The 22472-nt window shown below is 39.9% G+C and carries 18 protein-coding genes and 11 tRNA genes; 24 read left to right on the plus strand and 5 right to left on the minus strand.

What is annotated here, in order from left to right; genetic code table 11:
• The first annotated feature begins 126 nt into the window (after window positions 1-126).
• The gene (locus I6E78_RS06310; RefSeq protein ID WP_197182168.1) at window positions 127-1527 is read left to right on the plus strand and encodes a DEAD/DEAH box helicase; all 1401 of its coding nucleotides are present in this window, start codon (window positions 127-129) and stop codon (window positions 1525-1527) included.
• 104 nt (window positions 1528-1631) lie between these two features.
• Here I6E78_RS06310 and I6E78_RS06315 read toward each other — a convergent pair whose 3' ends face one another.
• Together I6E78_RS06315 and I6E78_RS06320 are read right to left on the minus strand one after the other, a co-directional pair.
• Complete coding sequence (locus I6E78_RS06315; protein ID WP_192532208.1) at window positions 1632-2375, minus strand: DUF3307 domain-containing protein; 744 nt, start codon at window positions 2373-2375, stop codon at window positions 1632-1634.
• On the minus strand, window positions 2375-2998 hold the full coding sequence (locus tag I6E78_RS06320; RefSeq protein WP_041454486.1) for a hypothetical protein: 624 nt from the start codon (window positions 2996-2998) through the stop codon (window positions 2375-2377). The genes I6E78_RS06315 and I6E78_RS06320 overlap by 1 nt, the downstream gene beginning before the upstream one ends.
• Window positions 2999-3148: 150 nt before the next feature.
• On the opposite strand from I6E78_RS06320, the gene I6E78_RS06325 reads away from it, so the two are divergent.
• The 8 genes from I6E78_RS06325 (at window position 3149) to I6E78_RS06360 (ending at window position 11723) form a co-directional block, all read left to right on the plus strand.
• Window positions 3149-3652: a LabA-like NYN domain-containing protein gene (locus I6E78_RS06325; RefSeq protein WP_197182169.1), complete on the plus strand. Its 504-nt coding sequence runs from the start codon at window positions 3149-3151 to the stop codon at window positions 3650-3652.
• A 190-nt stretch (window positions 3653-3842) separates the two neighbouring features.
• Window positions 3843-4766: an NAD(+) diphosphatase gene (nudC, locus tag I6E78_RS06330; protein WP_089368520.1), complete on the plus strand. Its 924-nt coding sequence runs from the start codon at window positions 3843-3845 to the stop codon at window positions 4764-4766.
• A gap of 2 nt (window positions 4767-4768) precedes the next feature.
• Window positions 4769-5950 (plus strand): cystathionine beta-lyase, encoded by a 1182-nt coding sequence (locus tag I6E78_RS06335; protein WP_011328591.1) that lies wholly within the window; start codon window positions 4769-4771, stop codon window positions 5948-5950.
• 143 nt (window positions 5951-6093) lie between these two features.
• Window positions 6094-6921 (plus strand): ABC transporter permease, encoded by an 828-nt coding sequence (locus I6E78_RS06340; RefSeq protein WP_086999203.1) that lies wholly within the window; start codon window positions 6094-6096, stop codon window positions 6919-6921.
• Complete coding sequence (locus I6E78_RS06345; protein ID WP_011328589.1) at window positions 6918-7826, plus strand: ABC transporter ATP-binding protein; 909 nt, start codon at window positions 6918-6920, stop codon at window positions 7824-7826. The genes I6E78_RS06340 and I6E78_RS06345 overlap by 4 nt, the downstream gene beginning before the upstream one ends.
• Entirely contained in the window at window positions 7826-8200 is a 375-nt protein-coding gene (locus I6E78_RS06350) for a PH domain-containing protein (RefSeq protein ID WP_197182170.1), read from the plus strand. The genes I6E78_RS06345 and I6E78_RS06350 overlap by 1 nt, the downstream gene beginning before the upstream one ends.
• A gap of 200 nt (window positions 8201-8400) precedes the next feature.
• Window positions 8401-9204 (plus strand): putative porin, encoded by an 804-nt coding sequence (locus tag I6E78_RS06355; protein ID WP_011328587.1) that lies wholly within the window; start codon window positions 8401-8403, stop codon window positions 9202-9204.
• Between the two features lie 242 nt (window positions 9205-9446).
• Entirely contained in the window at window positions 9447-11723 is a 2277-nt protein-coding gene (locus I6E78_RS06360; protein WP_197182171.1) for an acyl-CoA dehydrogenase, read from the plus strand.
• A gap of 76 nt (window positions 11724-11799) precedes the next feature.
• On the opposite strand, the gene I6E78_RS06365 is transcribed toward I6E78_RS06360, so the two are convergent.
• Both I6E78_RS06365 and cysK read right to left on the minus strand, forming a co-directional pair.
• Window positions 11800-12234, minus strand: a complete 435-nt coding sequence (locus tag I6E78_RS06365; protein ID WP_041454731.1) for a hypothetical protein — start codon at window positions 12232-12234, stop codon at window positions 11800-11802.
• Window positions 12235-12355: 121 nt separating this feature from the next.
• A complete protein-coding gene (gene cysK, locus I6E78_RS06370; RefSeq protein ID WP_011328584.1) occupies window positions 12356-13324 on the minus strand; it encodes a cysteine synthase A in 969 nt (322 codons plus the stop codon).
• 692 nt (window positions 13325-14016) lie between these two features.
• Here cysK and I6E78_RS06375 point away from each other — a divergent pair.
• The 15 genes from I6E78_RS06375 to I6E78_RS06445 all read left to right on the plus strand — a co-directional run bounded on the left by I6E78_RS06375 (window position 14017) and on the right by I6E78_RS06445 (window position 19893).
• The gene (locus I6E78_RS06375) at window positions 14017-15162 is read left to right on the plus strand and encodes a dicarboxylate/amino acid:cation symporter (RefSeq protein ID WP_089368517.1); all 1146 of its coding nucleotides are present in this window, start codon (window positions 14017-14019) and stop codon (window positions 15160-15162) included.
• A gap of 148 nt (window positions 15163-15310) precedes the next feature.
• Window positions 15311-15961 (plus strand): UvrY/SirA/GacA family response regulator transcription factor, encoded by a 651-nt coding sequence (gene uvrY / locus I6E78_RS06380; protein ID WP_011328582.1) that lies wholly within the window; start codon window positions 15311-15313, stop codon window positions 15959-15961.
• A gap of 9 nt (window positions 15962-15970) precedes the next feature.
• Window positions 15971-17794 (plus strand): excinuclease ABC subunit UvrC, encoded by a 1824-nt coding sequence (uvrC, locus tag I6E78_RS06385; RefSeq protein WP_089368515.1) that lies wholly within the window; start codon window positions 15971-15973, stop codon window positions 17792-17794.
• Window positions 17795-17836: 42 nt separating this feature from the next.
• The gene (gene pgsA, locus I6E78_RS06390; RefSeq protein WP_011328580.1) at window positions 17837-18382 is read left to right on the plus strand and encodes a CDP-diacylglycerol--glycerol-3-phosphate 3-phosphatidyltransferase; all 546 of its coding nucleotides are present in this window, start codon (window positions 17837-17839) and stop codon (window positions 18380-18382) included.
• A 216-nt stretch (window positions 18383-18598) separates the two neighbouring features.
• Window positions 18599-18674: transfer RNA gene (locus tag I6E78_RS06395), tRNA-Gly, on the plus strand.
• A gap of 17 nt (window positions 18675-18691) precedes the next feature.
• A tRNA-Cys gene (locus I6E78_RS06400) sits at window positions 18692-18765 on the plus strand.
• Between the two features lie 37 nt (window positions 18766-18802).
• Window positions 18803-18889, plus strand: a tRNA-Leu gene (locus I6E78_RS06405).
• Window positions 18890-18953: 64 nt separating this feature from the next.
• Window positions 18954-19029 (plus strand) — tRNA-Gly (locus tag I6E78_RS06410).
• 39 nt (window positions 19030-19068) lie between these two features.
• Window positions 19069-19155: transfer RNA gene (locus I6E78_RS06415), tRNA-Leu, on the plus strand.
• 75 nt (window positions 19156-19230) lie between these two features.
• Window positions 19231-19306, plus strand: a tRNA-Gly gene (locus tag I6E78_RS06420).
• A 19-nt stretch (window positions 19307-19325) separates the two neighbouring features.
• A tRNA-Cys gene (locus tag I6E78_RS06425) sits at window positions 19326-19399 on the plus strand.
• 38 nt (window positions 19400-19437) lie between these two features.
• Window positions 19438-19524 (plus strand) — tRNA-Leu (locus I6E78_RS06430).
• Window positions 19525-19599: 75 nt separating this feature from the next.
• Window positions 19600-19675: transfer RNA gene (locus I6E78_RS06435), tRNA-Gly, on the plus strand.
• A gap of 19 nt (window positions 19676-19694) precedes the next feature.
• Window positions 19695-19768, plus strand: a tRNA-Cys gene (locus I6E78_RS06440).
• Window positions 19769-19806: 38 nt separating this feature from the next.
• A tRNA-Leu gene (locus tag I6E78_RS06445) sits at window positions 19807-19893 on the plus strand.
• A 681-nt stretch (window positions 19894-20574) separates the two neighbouring features.
• On the opposite strand, the gene I6E78_RS06450 is transcribed toward I6E78_RS06445, so the two are convergent.
• Window positions 20575-21993 carry an alanine/glycine:cation symporter family protein gene (locus I6E78_RS06450; protein WP_011328579.1) on the minus strand — a complete coding sequence of 473 codons (1419 nt, stop codon included), beginning with the start codon at window positions 21991-21993 and terminating at the stop codon, window positions 20575-20577.
• Window positions 21994-22472: the final 479 nt, after the last annotated feature.

Consider the following 22472-nt stretch of genomic DNA (forward strand, 5'->3'; position numbering starts at 1 on the left):
GCGGTAGTTAATAGTAGCAAAAAATGAGTACTAAAAGTTGGATGTGAATATTTTTATGCAATATTGCAGGTTATAGGTATAATGCGCGCAACTGGCTAGTTTAGCCTTATTTAAAAGAGAGTTTATATGAGTTTTGAAGGTTTAGGTTTATCACAGTCTTTAGTTAATGCGGTTTTAGAGAAGGGCTATGAAACGCCAACGCCAATTCAGGCTCAAGCAATTCCGGCGATTATTGAGCGTCGTGATGTGATGGCAGCAGCGCAAACAGGAACAGGTAAAACAGCGGGTTTTACACTGCCACTTATTGAGCGTTTGTCTAGCGGTCCTAAAGCTAAAAGTAACCATGTGCGTGCACTTATTTTAACGCCAACACGTGAGCTTGCTTTGCAAGTTAGTGAAAATGTTGAAGAGTACGCAAAGCATTCAAATGTAAGCTCGTTTGTAGTTTACGGTGGCGTTAAAATTAACCCACAAATGCAGCGTTTGCGCAAAGGGGTTGATATTTTAGTGGCAACTCCGGGGCGCCTAATCGATTTACATAATCAAAATGCGGTTAAGTTTGATAGTGTTGAAGTATTAGTTCTTGACGAAGCTGATCGCATGCTCGACATGGGATTTATTCATGATATTAAACGCCTGATTGCAAAAATGCCTGCAAAACGTCAAAACTTAATGTTTTCGGCAACGTTTTCTGACGAAATTCGTGCACTGGCAAAAGGGTTGATAAACGATCCGGTTGAAATTTCTGTTGCTGCAAAAAACACCACAGCTAAAAGCGTTACTCAGTGTGTTTACGCGGTAGATAAACCACGTAAAACAGCGTTATTAAGCCACCTAATTCGTACTAACGATTGGCAGCAAGTATTAGTATTTAGCCGTACTAAGCACGGTGCAAACCGCTTAGTTAAACAACTAGAGCGCGATGATATTGTTGGCGCGGCTATTCATGGCAATAAATCGCAAGGCGCACGTGTTAAAGCCCTTGATGGTTTTAAAAACGGTGAAGTACGTGTGTTAGTTGCAACCGATATTGTTGCCCGTGGTTTAGATATTGTGGAGCTTCCACACGTTGTTAACTACGACTTACCAAACGTATACGAAGATTACGTGCATCGAATTGGCCGTACTGGCCGCGCCGGTGCATCGGGCCATGCAATTTCGTTTGTAACCACGGAAGATGCAGTGGATTTATACGGCATTGAACGCTTTATTGGTGAGCTTATTCCTCGTGCTACCGAAGAAGGTTTTGAGCCGGTTAACCCAGTACCAGAGCGCGACTTAGATGCGCGTCCAATCGCTCCTAAAAAAGCTAAAAAGACCAATCAGCCATTTAATAAGCCTAAATCTGACAGCAGCAAGCCAAATAATAAAAAGCCTAATAATGGCGGAAACGGTACGGGTGCGCGCAGAGGCGGTTCTAAAAAGCCAGTAGCTAAAACGGATGATAAAGCGCAAAGCCCATGGGCAAAACGCGAATCTGTTGGTGGTAATACTCAGCGCCGTCGTCGTCCAAGTAACAACGATTAATAATACTTTTAAACGCTGATACAAAAAACGCGCTTACTTGCTTTACAAGTAGCGCGTTTTTTAATGGGGATTTTTTAGTGTGTATGCTTTGCTATTATTACAGGCTAGCTGATTAAGTAATTAATTCCTAATCCTACAAATAAGGTAACACTTACGCTAAGTAGTGTGCCTAGCATTACATATTCGGTGAGCTTTTTATCTTTACTGGCACTTAAATCGCCAAATCTAAATACAGATTTAGCGGCAATTAAAAACCCAAGCCCTGCAAACTGATCTAATAAGATAAACGTCAGCATCAGTACTCTTTCAAGCATGCCAATACTTTGTCCAGCTAAGGGCAGGCTACCATCACTTGAAAAGTGGTTGGTTATACGCTCTAACATCATTCTTATAAATACGGCACTGGGATTTAAAATAATGAGGTAACCAGCTATAACCCACAGCGCTTTTGAGTTGGTTAATAGCGCCATTACACTGTTAGTAAGCTGCAGATTGTCAGTTAGCCAAATACTTATCGCAATAATAATGATGATATGTGCAATTTGGTCGAATAAAAAAGGCACTACGCCTTTATTAGAGTACGATTTTGCAATATCAATAAAGTAGTGGCTAATCACGATAATACTGGTGGCAAGAAATACGCTACTCAGTTGTTGCCAGCCAAAGGTATACTCCCAAAGCGTAATAATTAGTGCGCTAGTCACGCCGTGAACTAATACATGGTAGTAAAGTTTTTTTGCTTTAAAGTGGCGGGTGTTTCTGTCGTTTACCCAGCTCATGGGTTGCCAGTAAAAATCGGCGAGTAGGTGGCCAATAATAAGGGCAACGAGTAAGAGTGAAAATGCCATTATTTACTTCCTGCGATTATTTTTTGGATACATTGCTGAGTGTATTTAATAAAACGCTCTATTAGTTGGTAATGCGCTAAATTAAGCAATTTAGTAACATTCTCCCGGCTTGTTTTTAGCTCTTTAGCTACAGCGGCATGGCTGTTGTCGGCTTTAGTTAAGTACACATACAAGGCATTGGCCTGCTTTAGCGTAATTTTAGTGAGTAACACATCTACAAAGGCTAGATTAAGGCTTAAGCTCTCATCGAGTTGTTGCTCTGCAATATTAATAATAAAGCGTTGATTGGCTATTTTATCTAGCCCTTGCCCAGAGAGGGTAAAGGCAGAGCCGGTTGCGGTTTTTATATCGCTGCGCGGATTATCTATTTTCCCTAAAGCCATACTTTGGCGTAGTTCATACCCCGATGCTTTTAAGTGTAAATACACTAAAATAGCGGTTTTAAATAATTGCTCTGGGTTGTTTAACTGTAATTGAAAGGCATCGCCTCGGTATATATTCCAATGAGTGCGCTGTGTGGTAATACTTCTTAGGCTTTGCTCTAGCTGATAAAGCATGGCATCGTACTGCTGCTGAGGAATAGTTTGCGATTTAATAATGTCGCCGCTGATCACACCAATCATATGAGCCTCGAAATAGTTACTTTTTAAAATGTAACCTAAATTGGTTACATGGAGTTAAGTAACCAATTTAGGTTACTTAAATGAAAAATGCAAGGTACACTTATTTTAATAGCACCACGCCATTACTATAAATCCTGATTAGGAAATTAAATGACTTCACAACACGAGCTGCAAAATACCAAACCCCGTGTAGGTATTTTTGTCGATGTACAAAATATTTATTACACTTGCCGTGAAAGTTACGGAAAAAACTTTGATTACAACGCATTTTGGCGAGTTATGGCGCAGCAATATAATATTGAATGTGCGTTTGCTTATGCAATTTACCGAGGGGATGAAAAACAAAGCCAGTTTCAAAATATTTTGCGTGCAATTGGTTTTAAGGTAAAACTTAAGCCATTTATTCAACGCCGCGATGGCAGTGCCAAAGGCGACTGGGATGTGGGTATAACCATTGATATGCTTGAGCATGGTAAAAACCTTGATAAAGTTATTTTACTCTCTGGTGATGGCGACTTTGCTTTATTGTTGGGGCATTTAAAAAGCCAATATAATGTTTCGTGTGATGTATATGGCGCTGATAGGTTAACCGCAGAGGCATTAAAACAAAGTGCTGAGCAATTTCATTTAATCGACAATACATTTTTGCTTTAAATCAAGGTTTACTAAGTAGCCAAAAAATAACACTCACATAGGCTATTAGCCCCTGCAACATGAGACTTTTTAATACTGCAGTGTTATATAGCAATTAAGCCTATTTTAGGCTTTTTTTATCGCGCTAATAAATTGGGTTTACTAAAGGGTTATGGTAATTTTAAAACATAACGTGTACCTAAGGATTTAAATGCTTCATTACAGCAACATGCCACTAGACAGAGGCTCAAATTTTCGTAACGACCCAGCATGGCTTAAAGCGCATATGTCGGCGCAAAGTAAGTGGGTTTTAGTTAAAAATAATCAAACCTTATTTATTAAAGATACCCCAAAAGTTAGCTATTTATCGTATCAACAGGTTGCCCATTTAGATTTAACTAATGCTATTTTTGTTGGTTTAAACAATGCAAAAGATGGGGTGTTTGCTCTTGATGTATCTAAGCTAGATACCAGCATACTTGATCCTTTAATTGACGGCGCACAGTTTGTTGACATACGCCAATACGGCCCTCAAGTAACCATTAAATACGCTTCAATAGCGGCACTTGCACGCGGCTTATGTTATTGGCATGCAACTCATAGTTTTTGTGGACGTTGCGGCAGTAAAAATCATTTAGTAGAAGCCGGGCATTCGCGAGTATGCGAAAACGAAAACTGTAAACACCCTACTTTTCCGCGCACTGATCCTGCAGTAATTATGGTGGTTACTAAAGTGTTTGCCGATGGGGTAGAGCGCTGTTTACTAGGTCGTCAAGCTGCGTGGGCGAGCGGTATGTATTCGTCGTTAGCGGGCTTTGTTGATCCCGGTGAAACACTCGAGCAAGCAGTTGCTCGTGAGGTAAAAGAAGAGGCGGGTATTGAAGTAAATAATGTACGTTATGTTGCATCACAACCTTGGCCGTTTCCTTCATCAATAATGCTGGGCTTTTTTGCCGAAGCGGTTACAGAAGATATTAATGTTGATAAAAACGAACTTGACGATGCTAAGTGGTTTAGTCGTGAAGAGTTACGCCAGTTTGGTAATTGGCATGACGAAGGGGAGCATTTAAAGCTTCCCAGAACAGATTCTATTTCTCGCTATTTAATTGAGTACTGGCTAAATAATAAGGATTAAGCATGACGAGCAAAAGCAATAAAAATACCCAACTTGTTACATCAGGACGTAAAAAAGCCTATACCCACGGTGTAGTTAATCCGGTTGTGCAACGTGCATCAACCATAGTATTTGACTCAGTAGCAGAATTAAAAAAAGCCGCTAAAACATGTGGTGACAAAACCTTATTTTATGGCCGTAGAGGCACAACTACCCACTTTGCGCTGCAAGAGGCGATAACTGAGCTTGAGGGCGGCGAAGGGTGTGTACTTTATCCGTGTGGCGCAGCTGCAATTAGCCAAACTTTGCTGTCGTTTTTAAAAACCGGCGACCATATTTTAATGGTTGATAATGTATACGAACCTACTCGTGATTTTTGCGATAAAATTCTAGCCGGCCTGGGTATTAGCACTACGTATTACCCACCTACTATAGGCGCGGGAATTAAAGACTACATTAAAGCAAACACCAAGGTATTGTTTTTGGAATCGCCGGGCTCTATTACCATGGAAATTCAAGATGTACCGGCTATGGTAAAAGTAGCAAACGAGCACCACATAATGACCATGCTTGATAATACCTACGGCAACGGTTTGCATTATCGTCCGCTTGAGCACGGTGTTGATATTAGTATTCAAGCAGCTACTAAATATATAGTAGGCCATTCTGATGTAATGATGGGCGTGGCTGTTGCTAATAAAAAGTATTGGCTAACTTTGCGCGAAAACTCCTATTTACTCGGGCAATGCACTAGCGCAGACGATGCATATTTAGCACTTAGGGGCTTACGCACTATGGCTGTGCGTTTAAATCAACATGAAAAAGCAGCAATAGAAGTGGCTACATGGCTTGAGCAACATGAGCTTGTTGATCATATTCGCCACCCAGCATTTGCTACTTGCCCGGGGCATGAGTTTTTTAAACGTGACTTTGATGGCAGTAATGGTTTGTTCTCAATAGTAATGAAAGCAGGGGAGCAGGCTGCCATAGATGCGTTTTTAGATAGCCTACACTATTTTAAAATGGGTTTTTCGTGGGGCGGCTTTGAAAGCTTAGTAACCGCTAATTTAACCATGAAAGGACTGCGTTCGGATACAGGTTGGGATTTAGGGCCCGTTATTCGTTTGCATATAGGCCTTGAAGATGTAGACGATTTAATCAACGACTTAAGCCAAGCACTTGAGGTTTATAAGCAGCATTTATAATTTTTAATGTAATTTATGCTGTTACATTAAAATGTATTGTTACAAAGCTCACCATTGGTGAGCTTTTTTTTGCTGGTAATTCAAGGTATTTACACTTAGTGTGGATAAATATACTGAAAACAAAAAGTCATTAAGGATAGTCAATGGCAACACCATTACCGATAAACATAGGGCGACTAACGCAAATAGCAGGCTTTGAGCTCGTACGTATGTTTTTAACTAAACGTGGGCTCATTGCATTAGCTGCCTTTGCATTGGTGTGGCTAATAATACTGCGCTACCCGATAGGGCAAGCGGTAGGCATTGTAAGTGCGCCCGATTTTGAACAAATTGCCCGTGATATATCTGGCTCCATAGGTTTAAGTAAATTACTTGATTGGCCTGAGGCCGAATTTGCTATGTATTGGCTGATTGCTTTGTATAGCTTTCCGATATTTAGTGTGTTTATTTGCAGCGACCAAACGGTAGGCGATAGAGAGCGTGGCACACTTCGCTTTTTATCGCTGCGTTCAACACGTTTTGAAATACTCTTTGGCCGTTTTTTAGGGCAATTAGCGGTATTAGCATGCTTGGTAGGTATTACCCTGGTGGCTACGCTCGCTGTGCTGGGGTTTAGAGATCCTAGTTTACTTGCTGGTGGCTTTGCCCGCGCACTTTCTATATTTTTAATATTAGTGGTTACTCTGTGCCCATTTGTAGCTCTTATGACGTTGATAAATACCTTTGCTCGCTCATCGCGTTTATCTATAGTGTTGGCAATTTTATATTTTACTGCAGGCGGTATTGTTGTTGGTATTTTGCAGTGGCAAATCCCCGCATTAGGTATGCTTGATTATTTATTTCCGGGTGTACAAATAGAGCTATTAGCTGGACAAAATTTACCATTACTAAGCGCGGTGGCTATTCCACTGATCCAAACAGCGGTATTACTAAGCGTTGCTCAGCGTGTTTTTGCAAGGAGCTCACTATGAGAGCATTAATTACAGGCAGCGGTTTGAGTAAATCGTATGGCGCAAAACTTGCGCTTAATAATGTGAACTTTGAAATAAATAAAGGTGCGCCAGTGGCGCTTGTTGGGCCAAATGGCGCGGGTAAAACCACCTTATTTAGTTTGTTATGCGGCTATATAGCGCCCAGTAAAGGCAGTCTTGAAATATTAGGGCATAAGCCTGGCAGCGCAGCTTTATTTAATAAAGTAAGTGCATTACCGCAAGACGCGCAGCTTGACCCTCGTTTTAATATAGACAAGCAACTTGCCTTTTATGCAAAACTACAGGGTATGGGCGCTAAGCAAAGCCAAACTGAGGCGCTACGTGTACTTGACTTGGTTGGTCTAAAAGAGATTGCAAAGCAGCGTGCAGGGGACTTATCACACGGTATGCGTAAACGTGTAACCATAGCACAGGCGCTTATTGGTGAGCCGCAAATAGTGATGCTTGATGAAGCCACTGCGGGGCTTGATCCTATTCATGCCAGAGAAGTACGCGAGCTGGTTTCTGATTTAAGTGAGCAGGCTACTTTTATTTTAAGCTCGCACGATTTAACCGAGCTGGAGCGACTTTGCTCGCAAGTATTGCATTTAGATAAAGGCGTTTTAAGCGAGCATCAAACCAAAGAAAACAAGTCAGATACACATTTTTATACCCTAATGCTTAATGAAAATTATCAAAATGTAGAGCAACAGTTGCAATCGATTGCAGGTATAAGCCGTGTATATATGAGCCAACATAAAGAGTTTGTAATTGAGTACCAGCCTACAGGTGAACCGCTTGATATTGCATTGCTTAACTTTTGCCATCAGCATAACTGGCAATATAGGCAGCTTGTGAACGGACACACCCTAGAGAATCAAATTTTTAAACAGGAGAAATTATAATGGGATTATTCAGTGGGTTAATGGGTAACGCTAGCGAAGTAGATGATGCCGACTTAGAAAAAGTATTATTAAATACCTTAATAGAAGACGAACAGGTTGAAAAGGCTTATAAAGTAATACGCGATATGTTTATTTTTACTAACAAGCGATTGATCTTGATAGATAAACAAGGTGTTACTGGTTCTAAAATGGAGATGATCAGTATAGCTTATTCAAAAATAACAAAGTTTAGTAAAGAAAGCGCAGGGCATTTTGATCTAGATGCCGAGCTGAAAATATGGGTTGGCTCAGACTCTACACCTATTAGTAAAGACTTTAAGTCTGGCGATAATATTAATGATGTTTATCGTATTATTAGCCAATATGCACTGTAATAATTAGTTTAGTTAAAGTAGTTGTTAGCATGGTGTTGCAATTACTTTAATCTTACACATACCTACACTTCATTACAATTAACTTAATGAATACAAGTGCTTAGTTAAGTTTTCATTCAGTTTCACAGCGTTAGCATGTCCCTCGATCTCAGCTACCCAGCTAAGACATAAAAAAGTCATATAAATAGGGATTTATCATAATGAAAAAGTTAGCAGTTATTATCTCAAGTATTTTATTATCTAGCGCTGCAACCACTGCAATGGCAGCAGATAGCTATCAGTCAATTAGTAACCTAGGCTTTAAGCATGAAACTAGCAGCAATAACAATACCGTTGCGGTGGATTCTATTTACTATTTATCGCCTAAAAAAACCTTAGGCCCGTACGATCAGTTTGAATACATAAATAAACAAAGTAATGTATATGGCAGCTACGCTGACGACGACTCTAGTGACGTAACTTCAGTTGGTGGCGAATACTTTATTAACAACTTTGTGGTAGGTGCATCTTACAGTAACCTTGATACTGGTTCGCACAATGAGTTTTACACGCTTTCAGGTGGTTTCTTTTTTAACCCAAACTTACTGGCTAAAGTAACTTTAGTTGAAAACAAAAACGGTGAAGATTTTGCGTTATTTGATTTAGCTTACAACCACATGCTAAACAGCACTGACTACATTGGTGTAACAGTAACCGCTGATGACGACTTTGATTACCGTGCAGTAGCAGCTAAATACTTTATTGACTTGCAGCAAGGTAACTTCTTAACGTTTGAAGGTAAGTACGAGAGCATTGATGATAAAGAAAACCAATGGGTAGCAGAAACTAACTACTACTTCTCAAAAGCAACATCTGTATTTGCTAACTACAACAAGCAAGATGCTTACAGCTTTGGTGCTCAGCATTTCATTAATGAAAATGTAGGTATTAAAGTTGGTTACGGTAACAATGCTGATGATTCAGGCAACGATGCTTACTTTGCTAACATGCGTTTTCAGTTTTAATTAAGGCTTATAGTTAATTTACTTAAGAGTAAAAACAAACCCCGCTTAATACTAAGCGGGGTTTTTGTATTTTTAAAGTAAGTAATTGAGTTAAAAATAATAACTAAAGCTATGCAGAAAGTTAAAAGAGGTGATTTTTAAATAAACTAAGCATAACTTACGACTGAAGAATGATTGTATTTAACTTGAGAACGGTCATAATTAAACCACTATTTTCATTCAATGTATCAAGGAATATGCACATGACATTTTTTATTATATTGCTGGTCGTGGTGGTGGTTATATTTGCAGTTAAAAATATTCGCCTCAATTTAATCAGTCGACCTACCTTTAAAATGTTTAAAAAAGTATTACCGCCGTTATCACAAACCGAGCGCGAGGCAATGGAAGCTGGTGATGTTTGGTGGGATGGTGAGTTATTTAGTGGTAACCCAGACTGGCAAAAGCTGCACCGCTTTCCTAAGCCTGAGCTAAGTGATAAAGAAAACGCCTTTATGGATAATCAAGTAGAGACTTTATTGGCTATGCTTGACGATTATCAAATTGTGCAAAAAGATAAAGACTTACCAAAAGATGTTTGGGATTACTTAAAATCGGAAGGTTTTTTTGCATTAATAATTCCTGAAAAATTTGGTGGGCGTGAATTTTCTGCGATTGCAAACTCTACTATAGTGTCAAAAATTGCCACAAAAAGCTTAACAGCAGCTGTTACCGTAATGGTACCTAATAGCTTAGGCCCAGGTGAATTACTGCTACATTACGGTACTACAGAGCAACAAAACCGCTGGTTGCCTACGTTGGCGACTGGTGAAGATGTACCTTGTTTTGCACTAACAGGTCCAGAAGCCGGATCTGATGCAGGAAGCATTCCTGACTCAGGCGTGGTGTGTATGGGGGATCATAATGGCGAAGAGGTTTTAGGCCTGCGTTTAAATTGGTCAAAACGTTATATTACGCTTGCGCCTGTGGCAACGGTTTTAGGGCTTGCCTTTAAAATGTATGACCCTGATGGTTTATTAGGTGGAGAAAAAGAGCTGGGAATTACCTGTGCGCTTATCCCTACTGATCACCCTGGAGTTGAAACTGGCGAGCGCCATTACCCACTAAATATGGCGTTTATGAATGGCACAACGTACGGTGAAGATGTGTTTATTCCACTGGATTGGATTATAGGCGGGCAGCAAGGCGCTGGACGTGGTTGGCGCATGTTGGTTGAGTGTTTAAGTGCAGGGCGTGGCATTTCATTGCCAGCATTAAGTACAGCAACAGGGCATTTAGCCGCTAAAATGACCTCAGCTTACGCCATGGTGCGCCAACAGTTTGGTGTGTCTATTGGTCAATTTGAAGGTGTACAAGAAGCACTTGCACGTATTGGTGGTTTAACCTATGCGCTTGAGTCGTGTCGTTTAATGACGGCAGGTGCAATTGATTTAAAACTCAGCCCTTCAGTTGTTACCGCTATTGCTAAATACCATATGACTGAAATGGGTCGTATAGTAATGAACGATGCGATGGATATTCATTCAGGTAAAGGCATTCAGGTTGGTCCAAATAACTATTTAGCGCATGGCTATATGGGGATCCCGGTATCGATTACGGTAGAAGGCGCTAATATTTTAACGCGTAATTTAATGATATTTGGCCAAGGTGCCACACGTTGTCATCCGTTTGTATTAAAAGAAATGGAAGCGGCAGCGATGGAAGATGATGACGCTGCATTAGAGCAATTTGATGGTTTATTAATGGACCATATTATGTTTGCCGCGTGCAACGCCAGCATGGCACTTGTGCATGGTTTAACGCGTAGTTGTTTTGCTAAAGCACCAGTAAGTGGCGAAACAGCAGTTTACTATAAGCAACTGACAAGAATGAGCCGTGGCCTTGCCATATGTACAGATGTAGCCATGCTCATGTTAGGCGGAGAACTTAAACGTAAAGAAATGATATCGGCACGTTTAGGTGATGTATTAAGCCATTTGTACTTAGCGTCAACCGTACTAAAACGTTTTGAAGACGAAGGGCGTCAACAAGCCGACTTACCCTTTGTTAAATACGCAATAGAAACGTCATTGTATGAAATTGGCCAAGCATTTGATGGTTTCTTTAAAAACTTCTCAAACCCAGTGGTTAACTTTGTGCTCAAACGTATTGTATTCCCACTCGGTAATCATTATCACAAACCAAGTGATGCCATTGCACAAAGTATTTGTAAACATATGACTCAACCTGGTGTGTTTAGAAATCGCTTAACACATTTATGTTATGTAGATGAAAATGCGGGTACGGGTGTAATGGAAAGTGCATTTTTAGCAATGCATGATATGCAAACACAATTTAAAGATCTAAAACAATGGCAGCGTAAAGGGAAGGTACCCGCTACGCTTGATATTGAGGGGGCGATTAATTATGCGCTTGAAAACGATTTATTAAAGCAAACCGATGCCGATGCAATGCATCATGCTAATAAATTAAGAAAGCAAGCCATAGCAGTTGATAACTTTCAACCTGGTGAGCTATAACGCAGTGCTTTAAGTAATAACTAAAACGAAAAAGGCCTTACAAATGTAAGGCCTTTTTGCGTTTAATTCATTTAAGTTAACGAGCGTAAGGATCGGTCACTATTTTATCTATATACCATAGGCCTTTTTTATGACGCATTTTAACGCTGCGCATATCATCAATTTTTTTACCATTTAGAGTGCCGGTGAATATAAGATTAATTTTAGCTGAGTCGCCATATTGCTCCCGTAAGCTCATATTAGACATATCAACTTCTATAACCACTTGATCATATTGCATGTTTAATAAGGTGCGAGAAAATTGCTTAGCAGTACCGTATGATTTCATAATGCGGGCAAGGTTTGGGGTTGCCATAGTGCTGGCTTTATGCAGATTTTTTTGATTATAAAGCGCGTCAAAATAAGCCGTTGCAGCATCGCCCGGCGTGCTATTAACTTGGGCAACTTCTTCAGTGCAGCTAATAATAAATAGGCAAAAAGTTAAGCTTAAAAAAGAGGTTAGTTTTTTCATCATCAATATAATTTATTCATTCTTTACAAAGTGTGTGGCTTTATTGCACGGATGTAAAGGGGGGTGAATAAATAAGTAATAAAAAAGGATGCTAAGAGCATCCTTTTTTCAAACAAAATACTTATTGTACGAGCTCTTGTTCACTAAACTCTTCATCAAACATGGGGCTTGATAAATAACGCTCAGTGGCACTTGGTAAAATAACCACTATATTTTTATCTGCATTTTCAGGCTTTTCAGCAATACGTTTCGCCGCAACAACCGCTGCGCCAGATGAAATACCTACTAATATACCTTCTTGTCTCATTAGTAGGTGTGCCATCGCAATAGCATCTTCGTTAGATACTTGCTCTGCACCATCAATCACACTTAAATCTAAGTTACCAGGAATAAAGCCAGCACCAATACCTTGAATTTTATGTGGCCCAGGCTTAATTTCTTCACCTGCTAGCGTTTGGCTAATAACCGGTGAATTTGTTGGCTCAACAGCAATCGATTTTACATTGAGACCTTTTTCGTTTTTAAGGTAGCGACTAACACCAGTGATAGTCCCGCCAGTACCAACGCCTGCAACAAAAAAGTCTACTTTACCATCAAGGGCATCATAAATTTCAGGGCCGGTGGTTTCAAAGTGAATTTTAGGGTTTGCCGGGTTTTCGAATTGTTGTAATAAAATATATTTATCGGGAGCGGTTGCTTGAATTTCTTTTGCTTTATCAATTGCACCGTTCATACCTTTTGCGCCGTCGGTTAGTACTAGGTTTGCACCTAATGCTTTGAGCAGTTTTCGGCGCTCTAAACTCATAGTATTTGGCATGGTAAGGGTTAGTTTATAACCACGAGATGCTGCCACAAACGCCAGCGCAATACCGGTATTACCAGATGTAGGCTCAATTAGTTCTTTATCTTTCGTTAGCTGCCCTGATTTTTCAGCTTCCCAAATCATTGATGCACCAATACGACATTTTATACTAAAGCTTGGGTTGCGAGATTCAATTTTTGCGTATACGTTGCCACCGGTAACACGGTTAAGTTTTACCAGCGGTGTATTACCAATGCTTAGTGAGTTATCTTCAAAAATAGTAGACATAATGTTCCTTTGGATACAATCCGCTTAACATGTTAGTAGTTTTGCTATTAACTATATAAGCATACTTTACTGTGAGTTTAAAAAATTTAAAGTAAAGTTTGGCTATAACATATATTTATTGGGCTTATAACGAGGATGTGTTTATTTCTCAAGCTTGAATTTACCGCGGTGTGGTTGATTTTTGAGCTATGTAGGGCCTTCTTAATGTGGTTACTGCCCATTAATTGACGCTAACGACGCTTAAAAGATAAATAAACCCTAATTAAATAAAAACTTGGCCTCGTGATCATTGCAGGTGTTACTTAAGGAACCTGAGCTCCGGATAATAAATCTATCTCAAGCAGCTATTTTCAGCGCTAACTGCGTTGAATTTACTTGCAATAGGCCAGCTATTGACGCGTAAATTCGCCTTGTTTTCATTGAAAACTTCTGGCTAGAGAAAATAAAATTAAATATAACTATGATTCAATACGTTAGTAAATCTCTTAATCAGAGTTCAGATTAAGTAGAAAAATAAACTTTTGAAAGGCGTGTTATATTTATTTATATTCTAACAATTAATCTATTAAAGACTTAATACTCACCGTATTGTTGCTTATTTGTGCAAATGAACTGCAGTTGAACAGTTTTATGATACAAGCTATGCAAAACATGATAAAAACACAGTATCTAAATTCAAGAAAGCAATCACAATGAAGTTAATCTTAAAATTAATTGCCGGTATTGTGGCCGGTATCTTAGCTGGACTCTATTTACCACTAATAGGCGTTGAACTTTTATATACTGTTAAAGAACTGATTGGACAATTGATCTCCTTTACTATACCGCTGATCATTTTATTTTTTATTGCATCGGGTATTGCTGGACTACCAAAAGGGTCAGGGCACTTATTAGGTAAAACAGTTGGTTTTGCTTATGGCTCTACTGTTATTGCTGGCACACTGGCTTTTTTACTGGTTAGCACAGTAATTCCATTTTTAAGTGGCGGTATTACATTTGAAGCTGAATCAGCGACACAAGTTGGTAGTTTTATTGATTTAGAAATTCCGCCACTAATGGGCGTGATGACTGCATTAATGAGCGCATTTATATTTGGTATTGGCATGAGCCAGCTTGAATTGACTACGCTTAAAACAGTGTCTGATCAGGGGCGTGATATTGTTGATGGCTTATTATCTAAGGTGATAATACCGGCATTACCATTTTATATTGCAGGTGTATTTGCCGAAATGACGGTAGCAGGAACAGTTGTTGATACCCTACAAGCATTTGGCGTAGTACTTATTGCAGCGCTGGTTATGCACTGGTTATGGCTTACTGTTTTATATGTATCTACAGGCTTGTTACTAAAACGCAACCCAATCGAATTAATTAAAAATATGCTACCAGCGTACTTTACCGCTTTGGGCACAATGTCTAGCGCTGCAACAATTCCAGTATCATTACAATCAAGTAAGTCGAATGGTGTAAAAGAAGACGTAGCCAATTTTACGGTTCCGCTTTGTGCGACAATTCATTTATCGGGCTCTACAATTACAATTGTAACCTGTGCAATGGCGGTCATGTTTTTATCACCAAGCATGCAAGCACCTTCATTAATGGGCATGTTGCCATTTATTATGATGTTAGGTGTAGTAATGATTGCCGCACCAGGTGCACCTGGTGGTGCAGTAATGTCGGCACTGGGTTTATTAACAACTATGCTAGGCTTTAATGAAGGCGCAGTAGCTTTAATGATTGCACTATATTTAGCCCAAGACAGTTTTGGTACTGCGTGTAACGTAACCGGTGATGGCGTTATTGCTTTGTGGGTAGATCGCTTTAGCGAAAAAGCATAATAAACTGGGTGTGTTAATCTGTTAATATACATGTATTAACACACCTTAAACGATGAAATAATATCGGTTATTGTTTTATTTTAACTGTGTTACTGTGGCAAATTAATATTATTAAATTGCATTTTATTAGGCTAGTGAGGATGTTCCATTGATTAATGTACTTTTAGTTGATGACCATGAGTTGGTACGAACAGGGATCAGGCGGATTCTTGACGATGTACGAGGCTTTAAAGTTGTTGGAGAAGCTAAAACAGGTGAAGAGGCTGTGCAATTTTGTCGTCAACACTCACCCAATATAGTACTTATGGACATGAATATGCCCGGTATTGGTGGCCTTGAGGCGACGAAAAAGATTTGTCGTTATTGCCCTGATGTAAAAATTATAGTGCTTACTGTTAATTGTGAAGATCCGTATCCTAGTACCGTAATGCAGCTTGGCGCGCATGGCTTTTTAACTAAAGGTGCTGGGTCTGATGAAATGGTACGTGCTATACGCTGTGTGCATGCAGGGCAGCGTTATATTGCACCTGAAATTGCACAGCAAATTGCATTAGCACAGGTAAGTGGGCGCACAGATGAAAGTCCATTTCAGAGTTTGTCAGAGCGAGAACTGCAAATAATGCTAATGATCACCAAAGGTGAAAAAGCACAAAGTATAGCTGAGCGTTTAAATTTAAGCTCTAAAACAGTTAATAGCTACCGCTATCGTATGTTTGAAAAACTAAATGTGAGTGGCGATGTAGAGCTGACTCATTTAGCTATTCGCTATAAAATGATTGATATAGACGTATCGTACTAATCATAATTTATGTCTGAATTTGATCACGTCCAGTTTTTAAAAACACTATCGAGTGAGCCCGGGGTTTACCGTATGCTCGATAGTGACAATCAAGTAATTTATGTTGGTAAAGCAAAGCATTTAAAAAAACGGGTGAGTAGTTACTTTAGAAGTAACATCACCGACAGCAAAACCCGTGTTTTAGTCAGTAATATTTGTAATGTTGAAGTAACGCTTACTAATACCGAAACCGAAGCGCTATTACTTGAAAACAATCTGATAAAAAAGTATCAGCCTCGTTACAATATTTTATTACGCGACGATAAATCCTATCCTTATATATTACTTACTAATCATAAACATCCTCGATTAGCGTTTCATCGTGGCAGTCGTAAAGTAAAAGGTGAGTATTTTGGCCCATTTCCAAGTGCGGGGGCGGTATCAGAAAGCTTACGACTAATGCAAAAAATATTTCCCATTCGTCAATGCGAAGATGTTTATTACCGTGCGCGCAGCCGACCATGCTTACAATATCAACTCAAACGATGCTCAGCCCCGTGTGTAAATAAAGTTTCAGATGAAGATTATACTGAGCAAGTTGATTATGTGCGTAAGTTTTTAACGGGTAAATCACATGAGGTAATCGCCGATCTCATTAAAAAAATGGAAGCAGCTAGCCAGCAGCTAAATTTTGAGTTGGCTGCAAAAGTGCGTGACCAAATAATGTTGCTGCGTAAAATGCAGGAGCAACAGTCTATTTCGGGTAATTTTGCAGAAATGGATGTTGTAGGCTTTGCACACCTAAATGGTTTAAATGGCATTCACTTATTGATGATCCGCGACCATAAAGTATTGGGCAGTAAAACCTACTTTCCCAAAGTGCCAAAAGACTCAAGTGAACAAGAAATATTGACTTCGTTTTTAGGCCAGTACTATTTAGCGCCGGGGGCAACTGGGCGTATCGCAAAAGAAATCATTTTGCCGTTCGAAATACAAGAAAGCGACGTATTAGGCCAAGCACTTACGCAAATAAGTGAGCGTAAAGTAACTCTTAAAGTAGTTACTCGGGGTGAGCGTGCCCAGTATTTGCAGTTAGCCAATAAAAATGCATTAAATAGTATTACCGTTAAGCAAAGCACCCAAGACTCTATTAATAAACGCTATGCGCAATTAAAAGCTACCCTACGCCTTGATGATATAACCAGAATGGAATGTTTTGATATAAGCCATACTATGGGGGAGAACACGGTTGCTAGCTGTGTGGTATTTGATTCACAAGGACCCAATACTAAAGAGTATAGGCGTTACAACGTGACTGGAATAACCGGTGGAGATGATTATGCTGCCATGGAGTTTGCGCTTAATAAGCGCTACAACAAATTAGTTGATGAAGATAAAATACCCGATGTGATTTTTATAGACGGTGGTAAAGGGCAATTAGGGCGTGCAGAGCAGTATTTTGCTACTTGGCCACATGCAAAAATGCCCTTGTTAGTTGGTGTAGCTAAAGGTACAAGCCGTAAACCCGGCCTCGAAACACTGTTAATAGACGGTGGTCGAAAAACTATTCCAATGGATTCAGATGCACCTGCACTGCATTTAATTCAACATATACGCGACGAATCACATCGTTTTGCTATTGCGGGGCACCGTAATAAGCGCCAAAAACAACGAACACAATCATTATTAGAAGAAATAAATGGCGTAGGTGCTAAGCGCCGACAAACATTATTAAAATATTTAGGGGGCATGCAAGGGGTAAAAGCTGCTAATATAGAACAGTTAAAGAAAGTACCGGGGATCAGCCCTGACATGGCTGACAAGATATTTAACCATTTGCATGACAAGGGTTAGCCCTTCATGCGAATATAGCAAAAAAGACATACCCAAGCAGTTATGTGGAATATTCCAAACACACTCACAACCTTTAGACTTTTTCTTATCCCCATTTTTTTGGTGGTATTTTATTTGCCTTATTCATGGGCGCTTTTTGCTGCCGCCTTTATTTTTTGGTTTGCATCAATAACCGACATTCTCGACGGTTATTTAGCACGTAAACTTGAGCAATCAACTCCCTTTGGTGCGTTTTTAGATCCCGTTGCCGATAAAGTTATGGTGTGCGCTGCCTTAGTCGCGTTATCAGAGCATTATCAGTCTATGTATATGACTATCCCGGCACTTATTATAATAAGCCGCGAAATTGTTATCTCTGCACTGCGTGAATGGATGGCAGAACAAGGTAAGCGCGATAACGTAGCTGTATCTAATATGGGTAAAATAAAAACAGCAGCACAAATGTTAGCCATTATCGGTCTAATTTGGCAATACGATGCTTGGATGAATTATTTAAGTTTTGGTTTGTTGTATATTGCGACCTTCCTAACATTGAGTTCTATGGTGCAATATTTGGTATCGGCATGGAGTGAATTGACCAAAAATTGATTCTAAACGTCTAATAACGCACCATATTAGATAAAAAATAATCAAACAGTTCGAAAGTGGCATTTTTTGTATTGACGCGTTTAATAATCTCTGTAGAATGCGTCCGTGTTGAGAGGGCATAGCCCCCAAGATAAACTAAATGGTAATTAATCAGTTACTGAATATTTACTGCAATACGTTGCAAGTTGATAGAAAGCTTACTGAATAATATTAAATGCGGCACTAGCTCAGTTGGTAGAGCGCGACCTTGCCAAGGTCGAGGTCACGAGTTCGAGCCTCGTGTGCCGCTCCAGTTTATCTCATTGTTAAGGCGGAATGGCAGAGTGGCCATGCACCGGATTGCAAATCCGTTTACCTCGGTTCGACTCCGGGTTCCGCCTCCATAGCAACACTCCACATGCTTTAAATAGCAAACTCGATGCCCGAGTGGTGGAATTGGTAGACACAAGGGATTTAAAATCCCTCGACTAACAAGTCGTGCCGGTTCAATTCCGGCCTCGGGCACCACTTTGTGGTTTAATTACATTACCAAGTGTAATTTATAAAATGTTTAATTTAGAACTAATATGATGCGGCACTAGCTCAGTTGGTAGAGCGCGACCTTGCCAAGGTCGAGGTCACGAGTTCGAGCCTCGTGTGCCGCTCCATATTAGTTTTATCCACTTGCTTTAAATAGCAAACTCGATGCCCGAGTGGTGGAATTGGTAGACACAAGGGATTTAAAATCCCTCGACTAACAAGTCGTGCCGGTTCAATTCCGGCCTCGGGCACCACTTTTATATAAAGTGGCAGAGTAATAAAATACTAATTTATAGTATAAGTAAATACCATTGCTTATAGAATAAAATGCGGCACTAGCTCAGTTGGTAGAGCGCGACCTTGCCAAGGTCGAGGTCACGAGTTCGAGCCTCGTGTGCCGCTCCAAATTATTTGGATACATTTAGGCGGAATGGCAGAGTGGCCATGCACCGGATTGCAAATCCGTTTACCTCGGTTCGACTCCGGGTTCCGCCTCCATATAATTTACTCCACACGCTTTAATTAGCAAACTCGATGCCCGAGTGGTGGAATTGGTAGACACAAGGGATTTAAAATCCCTCGACTAACAAGTCGTGCCGGTTCAATTCCGGCCTCGGGCACCACTTTTATATAAAGTGGCAGAGTAATAAAATACTAATTTATAGTATAAGTAAATACCATTGCTTATAGAATAAAATGCGGCACTAGCTCAGTTGGTAGAGCGCGACCTTGCCAAGGTCGAGGTCACGAGTTCGAGCCTCGTGTGCCGCTCCAAATTATTTGGATACATTTAGGCGGAATGGCAGAGTGGCCATGCACCGGATTGCAAATCCGTTTACCTCGGTTCGACTCCGGGTTCCGCCTCCATATAATTTACTCCACACGCTTTAATTAGCAAACTCGATGCCCGAGTGGTGGAATTGGTAGACACAAGGGATTTAAAATCCCTCGACTAACAAGTCGTGCCGGTTCAATTCCGGCCTCGGGCACCACTTTCTTGCTATTACTACTTATAAACAATGCTATAAGCTGGCAATAACATTAGTCAGTATTTACGCATCAATTCGTTATAATAAAACTACACATCTAGTTACTACAATAAAACCCAGTCTGTTAAAGTGAATAGTTACCTTAAATAACGCTAGATTCAGTGCTTATTTATATCTTAAAGTCTACAGCCTTACCTAAATAAGTATTTCCAATTAAGCAATTAGCTATTTATTGTTATAACACGTATTTAAATAGCCACACTTGCTGATAATACCAAAGATCCCGTAACGAAATAACGCCGCAGCGCTTAGCTACATGGCTACACTTCATCTAGTTAGAATACTAATCAAAACATGAGGACTCTATACACTAGTATAGGGTTTTGTATTTGCCGCATGAGAACGTATTACAATACAAAACTAAATGCTTACCATGAGTAGCGATTACTAGGCGTTAGCAATAAGTAATCGGCAAAGCGTTACCATTTAAATCGCCAGATCATCGTTACTAAGTTTAGGGGGGGAGGTTAGGCCTCATGCGTCTCTGAGGCTTAGGTTATTGTACGAAGGTGTAGAGTGAAGCGTAATTAGGTATGTAAAAGCGAACCAGTAATGGGTGTGTTTTAAAAGCAAAAAAAGGGAAGCAATATAGCTTCCCTTTAATTTAACCAATATTAGCTATAATTACTTATGCCAAATCCCTTTTGGAATTGTTTTATCAAGATGCTTATTTTTAGTTGGATCGAAGGTTGGTAACTTCCCAGCACGACGTTGCGTGTTGTAGTCTTTAGCAAGCCAAACAACTACGCCTGACAACATAAATAATGCTATAACGTTCACAATAGCCATTAACCCCATAGATATATCAGCTAAAGTCCACACTAATGGTAGCTCACCCATAGCGCCAAACATCACCATACCTAATACTAACAATCTAAAAATCAACATGCCGTATGCATGGTTATGCTCTAAAAATAATAAATTTGTTTCTGCATAAGAGTAATTAGCAACAATAGATGTGAAAGCAAAGAATAAAATAGCAATCGCAACGAATATTGCACCCCAGCTACCTACATGCTCCTCAAGTGCTGCTTGAGTTAAAGCTATGCCCGTTAAACCAGAGCCAGCAGTAAGTTGTTGTGATAATAAAATTAATGCCGCAGTAGCGCTACAAATTACAATAGTATCAACAAAAACGCCTAACATTTGCACATACCCTTGTGAAGCAGGGTGGGGAGGGTTAGGTGTTGCTGTTGCAGCTGCGTTAGCAGCGCTACCCATACCCGCTTCGTTTGAGAACAAGCCACGTTTAATGCCTTGGATCATCGCTTGCATAACGCCGTAGCCAATTGCGCCTGCGCCTGCTTGCTCAATGCCAAATGCACTATTTATAACATGCATAAAAACACCAGGTAGCTCAGAGTAATTTAAAGCACAAACGTACAAAGCCACTAGTAAATAAGCAAGAGCCATAAAAGGCACTACCATTTCTGCAAATCGAGAAATAGTTTTTAAACCGCCAAAAATAATGATCCCAGAGCCAATAACTAAAGCAATACCTACTACATAGTTCGGAATATCAAAAGCGACTTTAAATGCAGCTGCAATAGAGTTTGATTGCACTGCGTTAAATACAAAACCAAACGCTAATATTAAACACAGTGAAAAAATAACGCCCATCCAGCGCTTACCTAAACCATATTCCATATAATAAGCAGGGCCACCACGAAAGTTCCCCTGTTCATCACGCGTTTTATAAGCTTGCGCTAATGTGCTCTCGGCAAAACTAGTCGCCATACCAATTAAAGCAATAAGCCACATCCAAAAAATAGCCCCAGCACCACCTAAATAAAGTGCAACTGCAACACCTGCCATATTACCAGTACCAACACGCGCTGCGAGTGAAGTACAAAAGGCTTGGAATGAAGAGATGCCATCGCCTGAACCTCTACGACTCAAAAACATCACTTTTATCATGTGAGGAAACTGTACAAATTGAATAAAGCGAAGGCGAATGGTGAAAAACAGCCCTGCTGCTATTAATAAGTATACTAAAACATGGCCCCATAAGAGGCTGCTTATACTGTTTATTATATCTGTCATGCTATTTGCCTAATCAACGAGTTTAAATCTGTCGCGCAACTTAGCATAAGCTTGAGAAATAGTTTAGTAATCGAGGTAAAAAAATGACTTGTCCACAGGCTTTTGTGGGTAACCTGTGGGTCTGGCTTGTGTATCTTTGGGGTAAAAATTAAATGCAAAAAAGGCGATAAAAACGCTTGCGTAAAATCTGCGGCTCCCTATAATGCGACCCCACTGAGACGGGAAACGTCAACGCCTAGCGAGACGCGAACTACTCAGAGAGTTAAATAAAACTTCGGTTTTAAATCTTCCAAAAAGAAAGTTTAAAACAAAGTGTTGACTCGAAAAATAAAGGATGTATTATACGCATCCCTTGAGTCGCTAAAGCGACTCAAAACGTTCTTTAACAATATAAAGCAATCATCTGTGTGGGCACTCGTACAGATTGAGTTCTAACAGCCAAGCTTAGTTCGCTAAGTAAGGCAAACAAATTAGAGTCT

It is taken from the genome of Pseudoalteromonas sp. NZS127, from assembly GCF_015864805.1.
Classification (GTDB): Bacteria; Pseudomonadota; Gammaproteobacteria; order Enterobacterales; family Alteromonadaceae; genus Pseudoalteromonas; species Pseudoalteromonas nigrifaciens.

Excerpts from the sequence above, each read along its gene's own strand:
- I6E78_RS06310 (WP_197182168.1), top strand. The coding sequence starts at position 127 with ATGAGTTTTGAAGGTTTAGGTTTATCACAGTCTTTAGTTAATGCGGTT.
- I6E78_RS06315 (WP_192532208.1), bottom strand. The coding sequence starts at position 2,375 with ATGGCATTTTCACTCTTACTCGTTGCCCTTATTATTGGCCACCTACTC.
- I6E78_RS06320 (WP_041454486.1), bottom strand. The coding sequence starts at position 2,998 with ATGATTGGTGTGATCAGCGGCGACATTATTAAATCGCAAACTATTCCT.
- I6E78_RS06325 (WP_197182169.1), top strand. The coding sequence starts at position 3,149 with ATGACTTCACAACACGAGCTGCAAAATACCAAACCCCGTGTAGGTATT.
- nudC (WP_089368520.1), top strand. The coding sequence starts at position 3,843 with ATGCTTCATTACAGCAACATGCCACTAGACAGAGGCTCAAATTTTCGT.
- I6E78_RS06335 (WP_011328591.1), top strand. The coding sequence starts at position 4,769 with ATGACGAGCAAAAGCAATAAAAATACCCAACTTGTTACATCAGGACGT.
- I6E78_RS06340 (WP_086999203.1), top strand. The coding sequence starts at position 6,094 with ATGGCAACACCATTACCGATAAACATAGGGCGACTAACGCAAATAGCA.
- I6E78_RS06345 (WP_011328589.1), top strand. The coding sequence starts at position 6,918 with ATGAGAGCATTAATTACAGGCAGCGGTTTGAGTAAATCGTATGGCGCA.
- I6E78_RS06350 (WP_197182170.1), top strand. The coding sequence starts at position 7,826 with ATGGGATTATTCAGTGGGTTAATGGGTAACGCTAGCGAAGTAGATGAT.
- I6E78_RS06355 (WP_011328587.1), top strand. The coding sequence starts at position 8,401 with ATGAAAAAGTTAGCAGTTATTATCTCAAGTATTTTATTATCTAGCGCT.
- I6E78_RS06360 (WP_197182171.1), top strand. The coding sequence starts at position 9,447 with ATGACATTTTTTATTATATTGCTGGTCGTGGTGGTGGTTATATTTGCA.
- I6E78_RS06365 (WP_041454731.1), bottom strand. The coding sequence starts at position 12,234 with ATGAAAAAACTAACCTCTTTTTTAAGCTTAACTTTTTGCCTATTTATT.
- cysK (WP_011328584.1), bottom strand. The coding sequence starts at position 13,324 with ATGTCTACTATTTTTGAAGATAACTCACTAAGCATTGGTAATACACCG.
- I6E78_RS06375 (WP_089368517.1), top strand. The coding sequence starts at position 14,017 with ATGAAGTTAATCTTAAAATTAATTGCCGGTATTGTGGCCGGTATCTTA.
- uvrC (WP_089368515.1), top strand. The coding sequence starts at position 15,971 with ATGTCTGAATTTGATCACGTCCAGTTTTTAAAAACACTATCGAGTGAG.
- pgsA (WP_011328580.1), top strand. The coding sequence starts at position 17,837 with ATGTGGAATATTCCAAACACACTCACAACCTTTAGACTTTTTCTTATC.
- I6E78_RS06450 (WP_011328579.1), bottom strand. The coding sequence starts at position 21,993 with ATGACAGATATAATAAACAGTATAAGCAGCCTCTTATGGGGCCATGTT.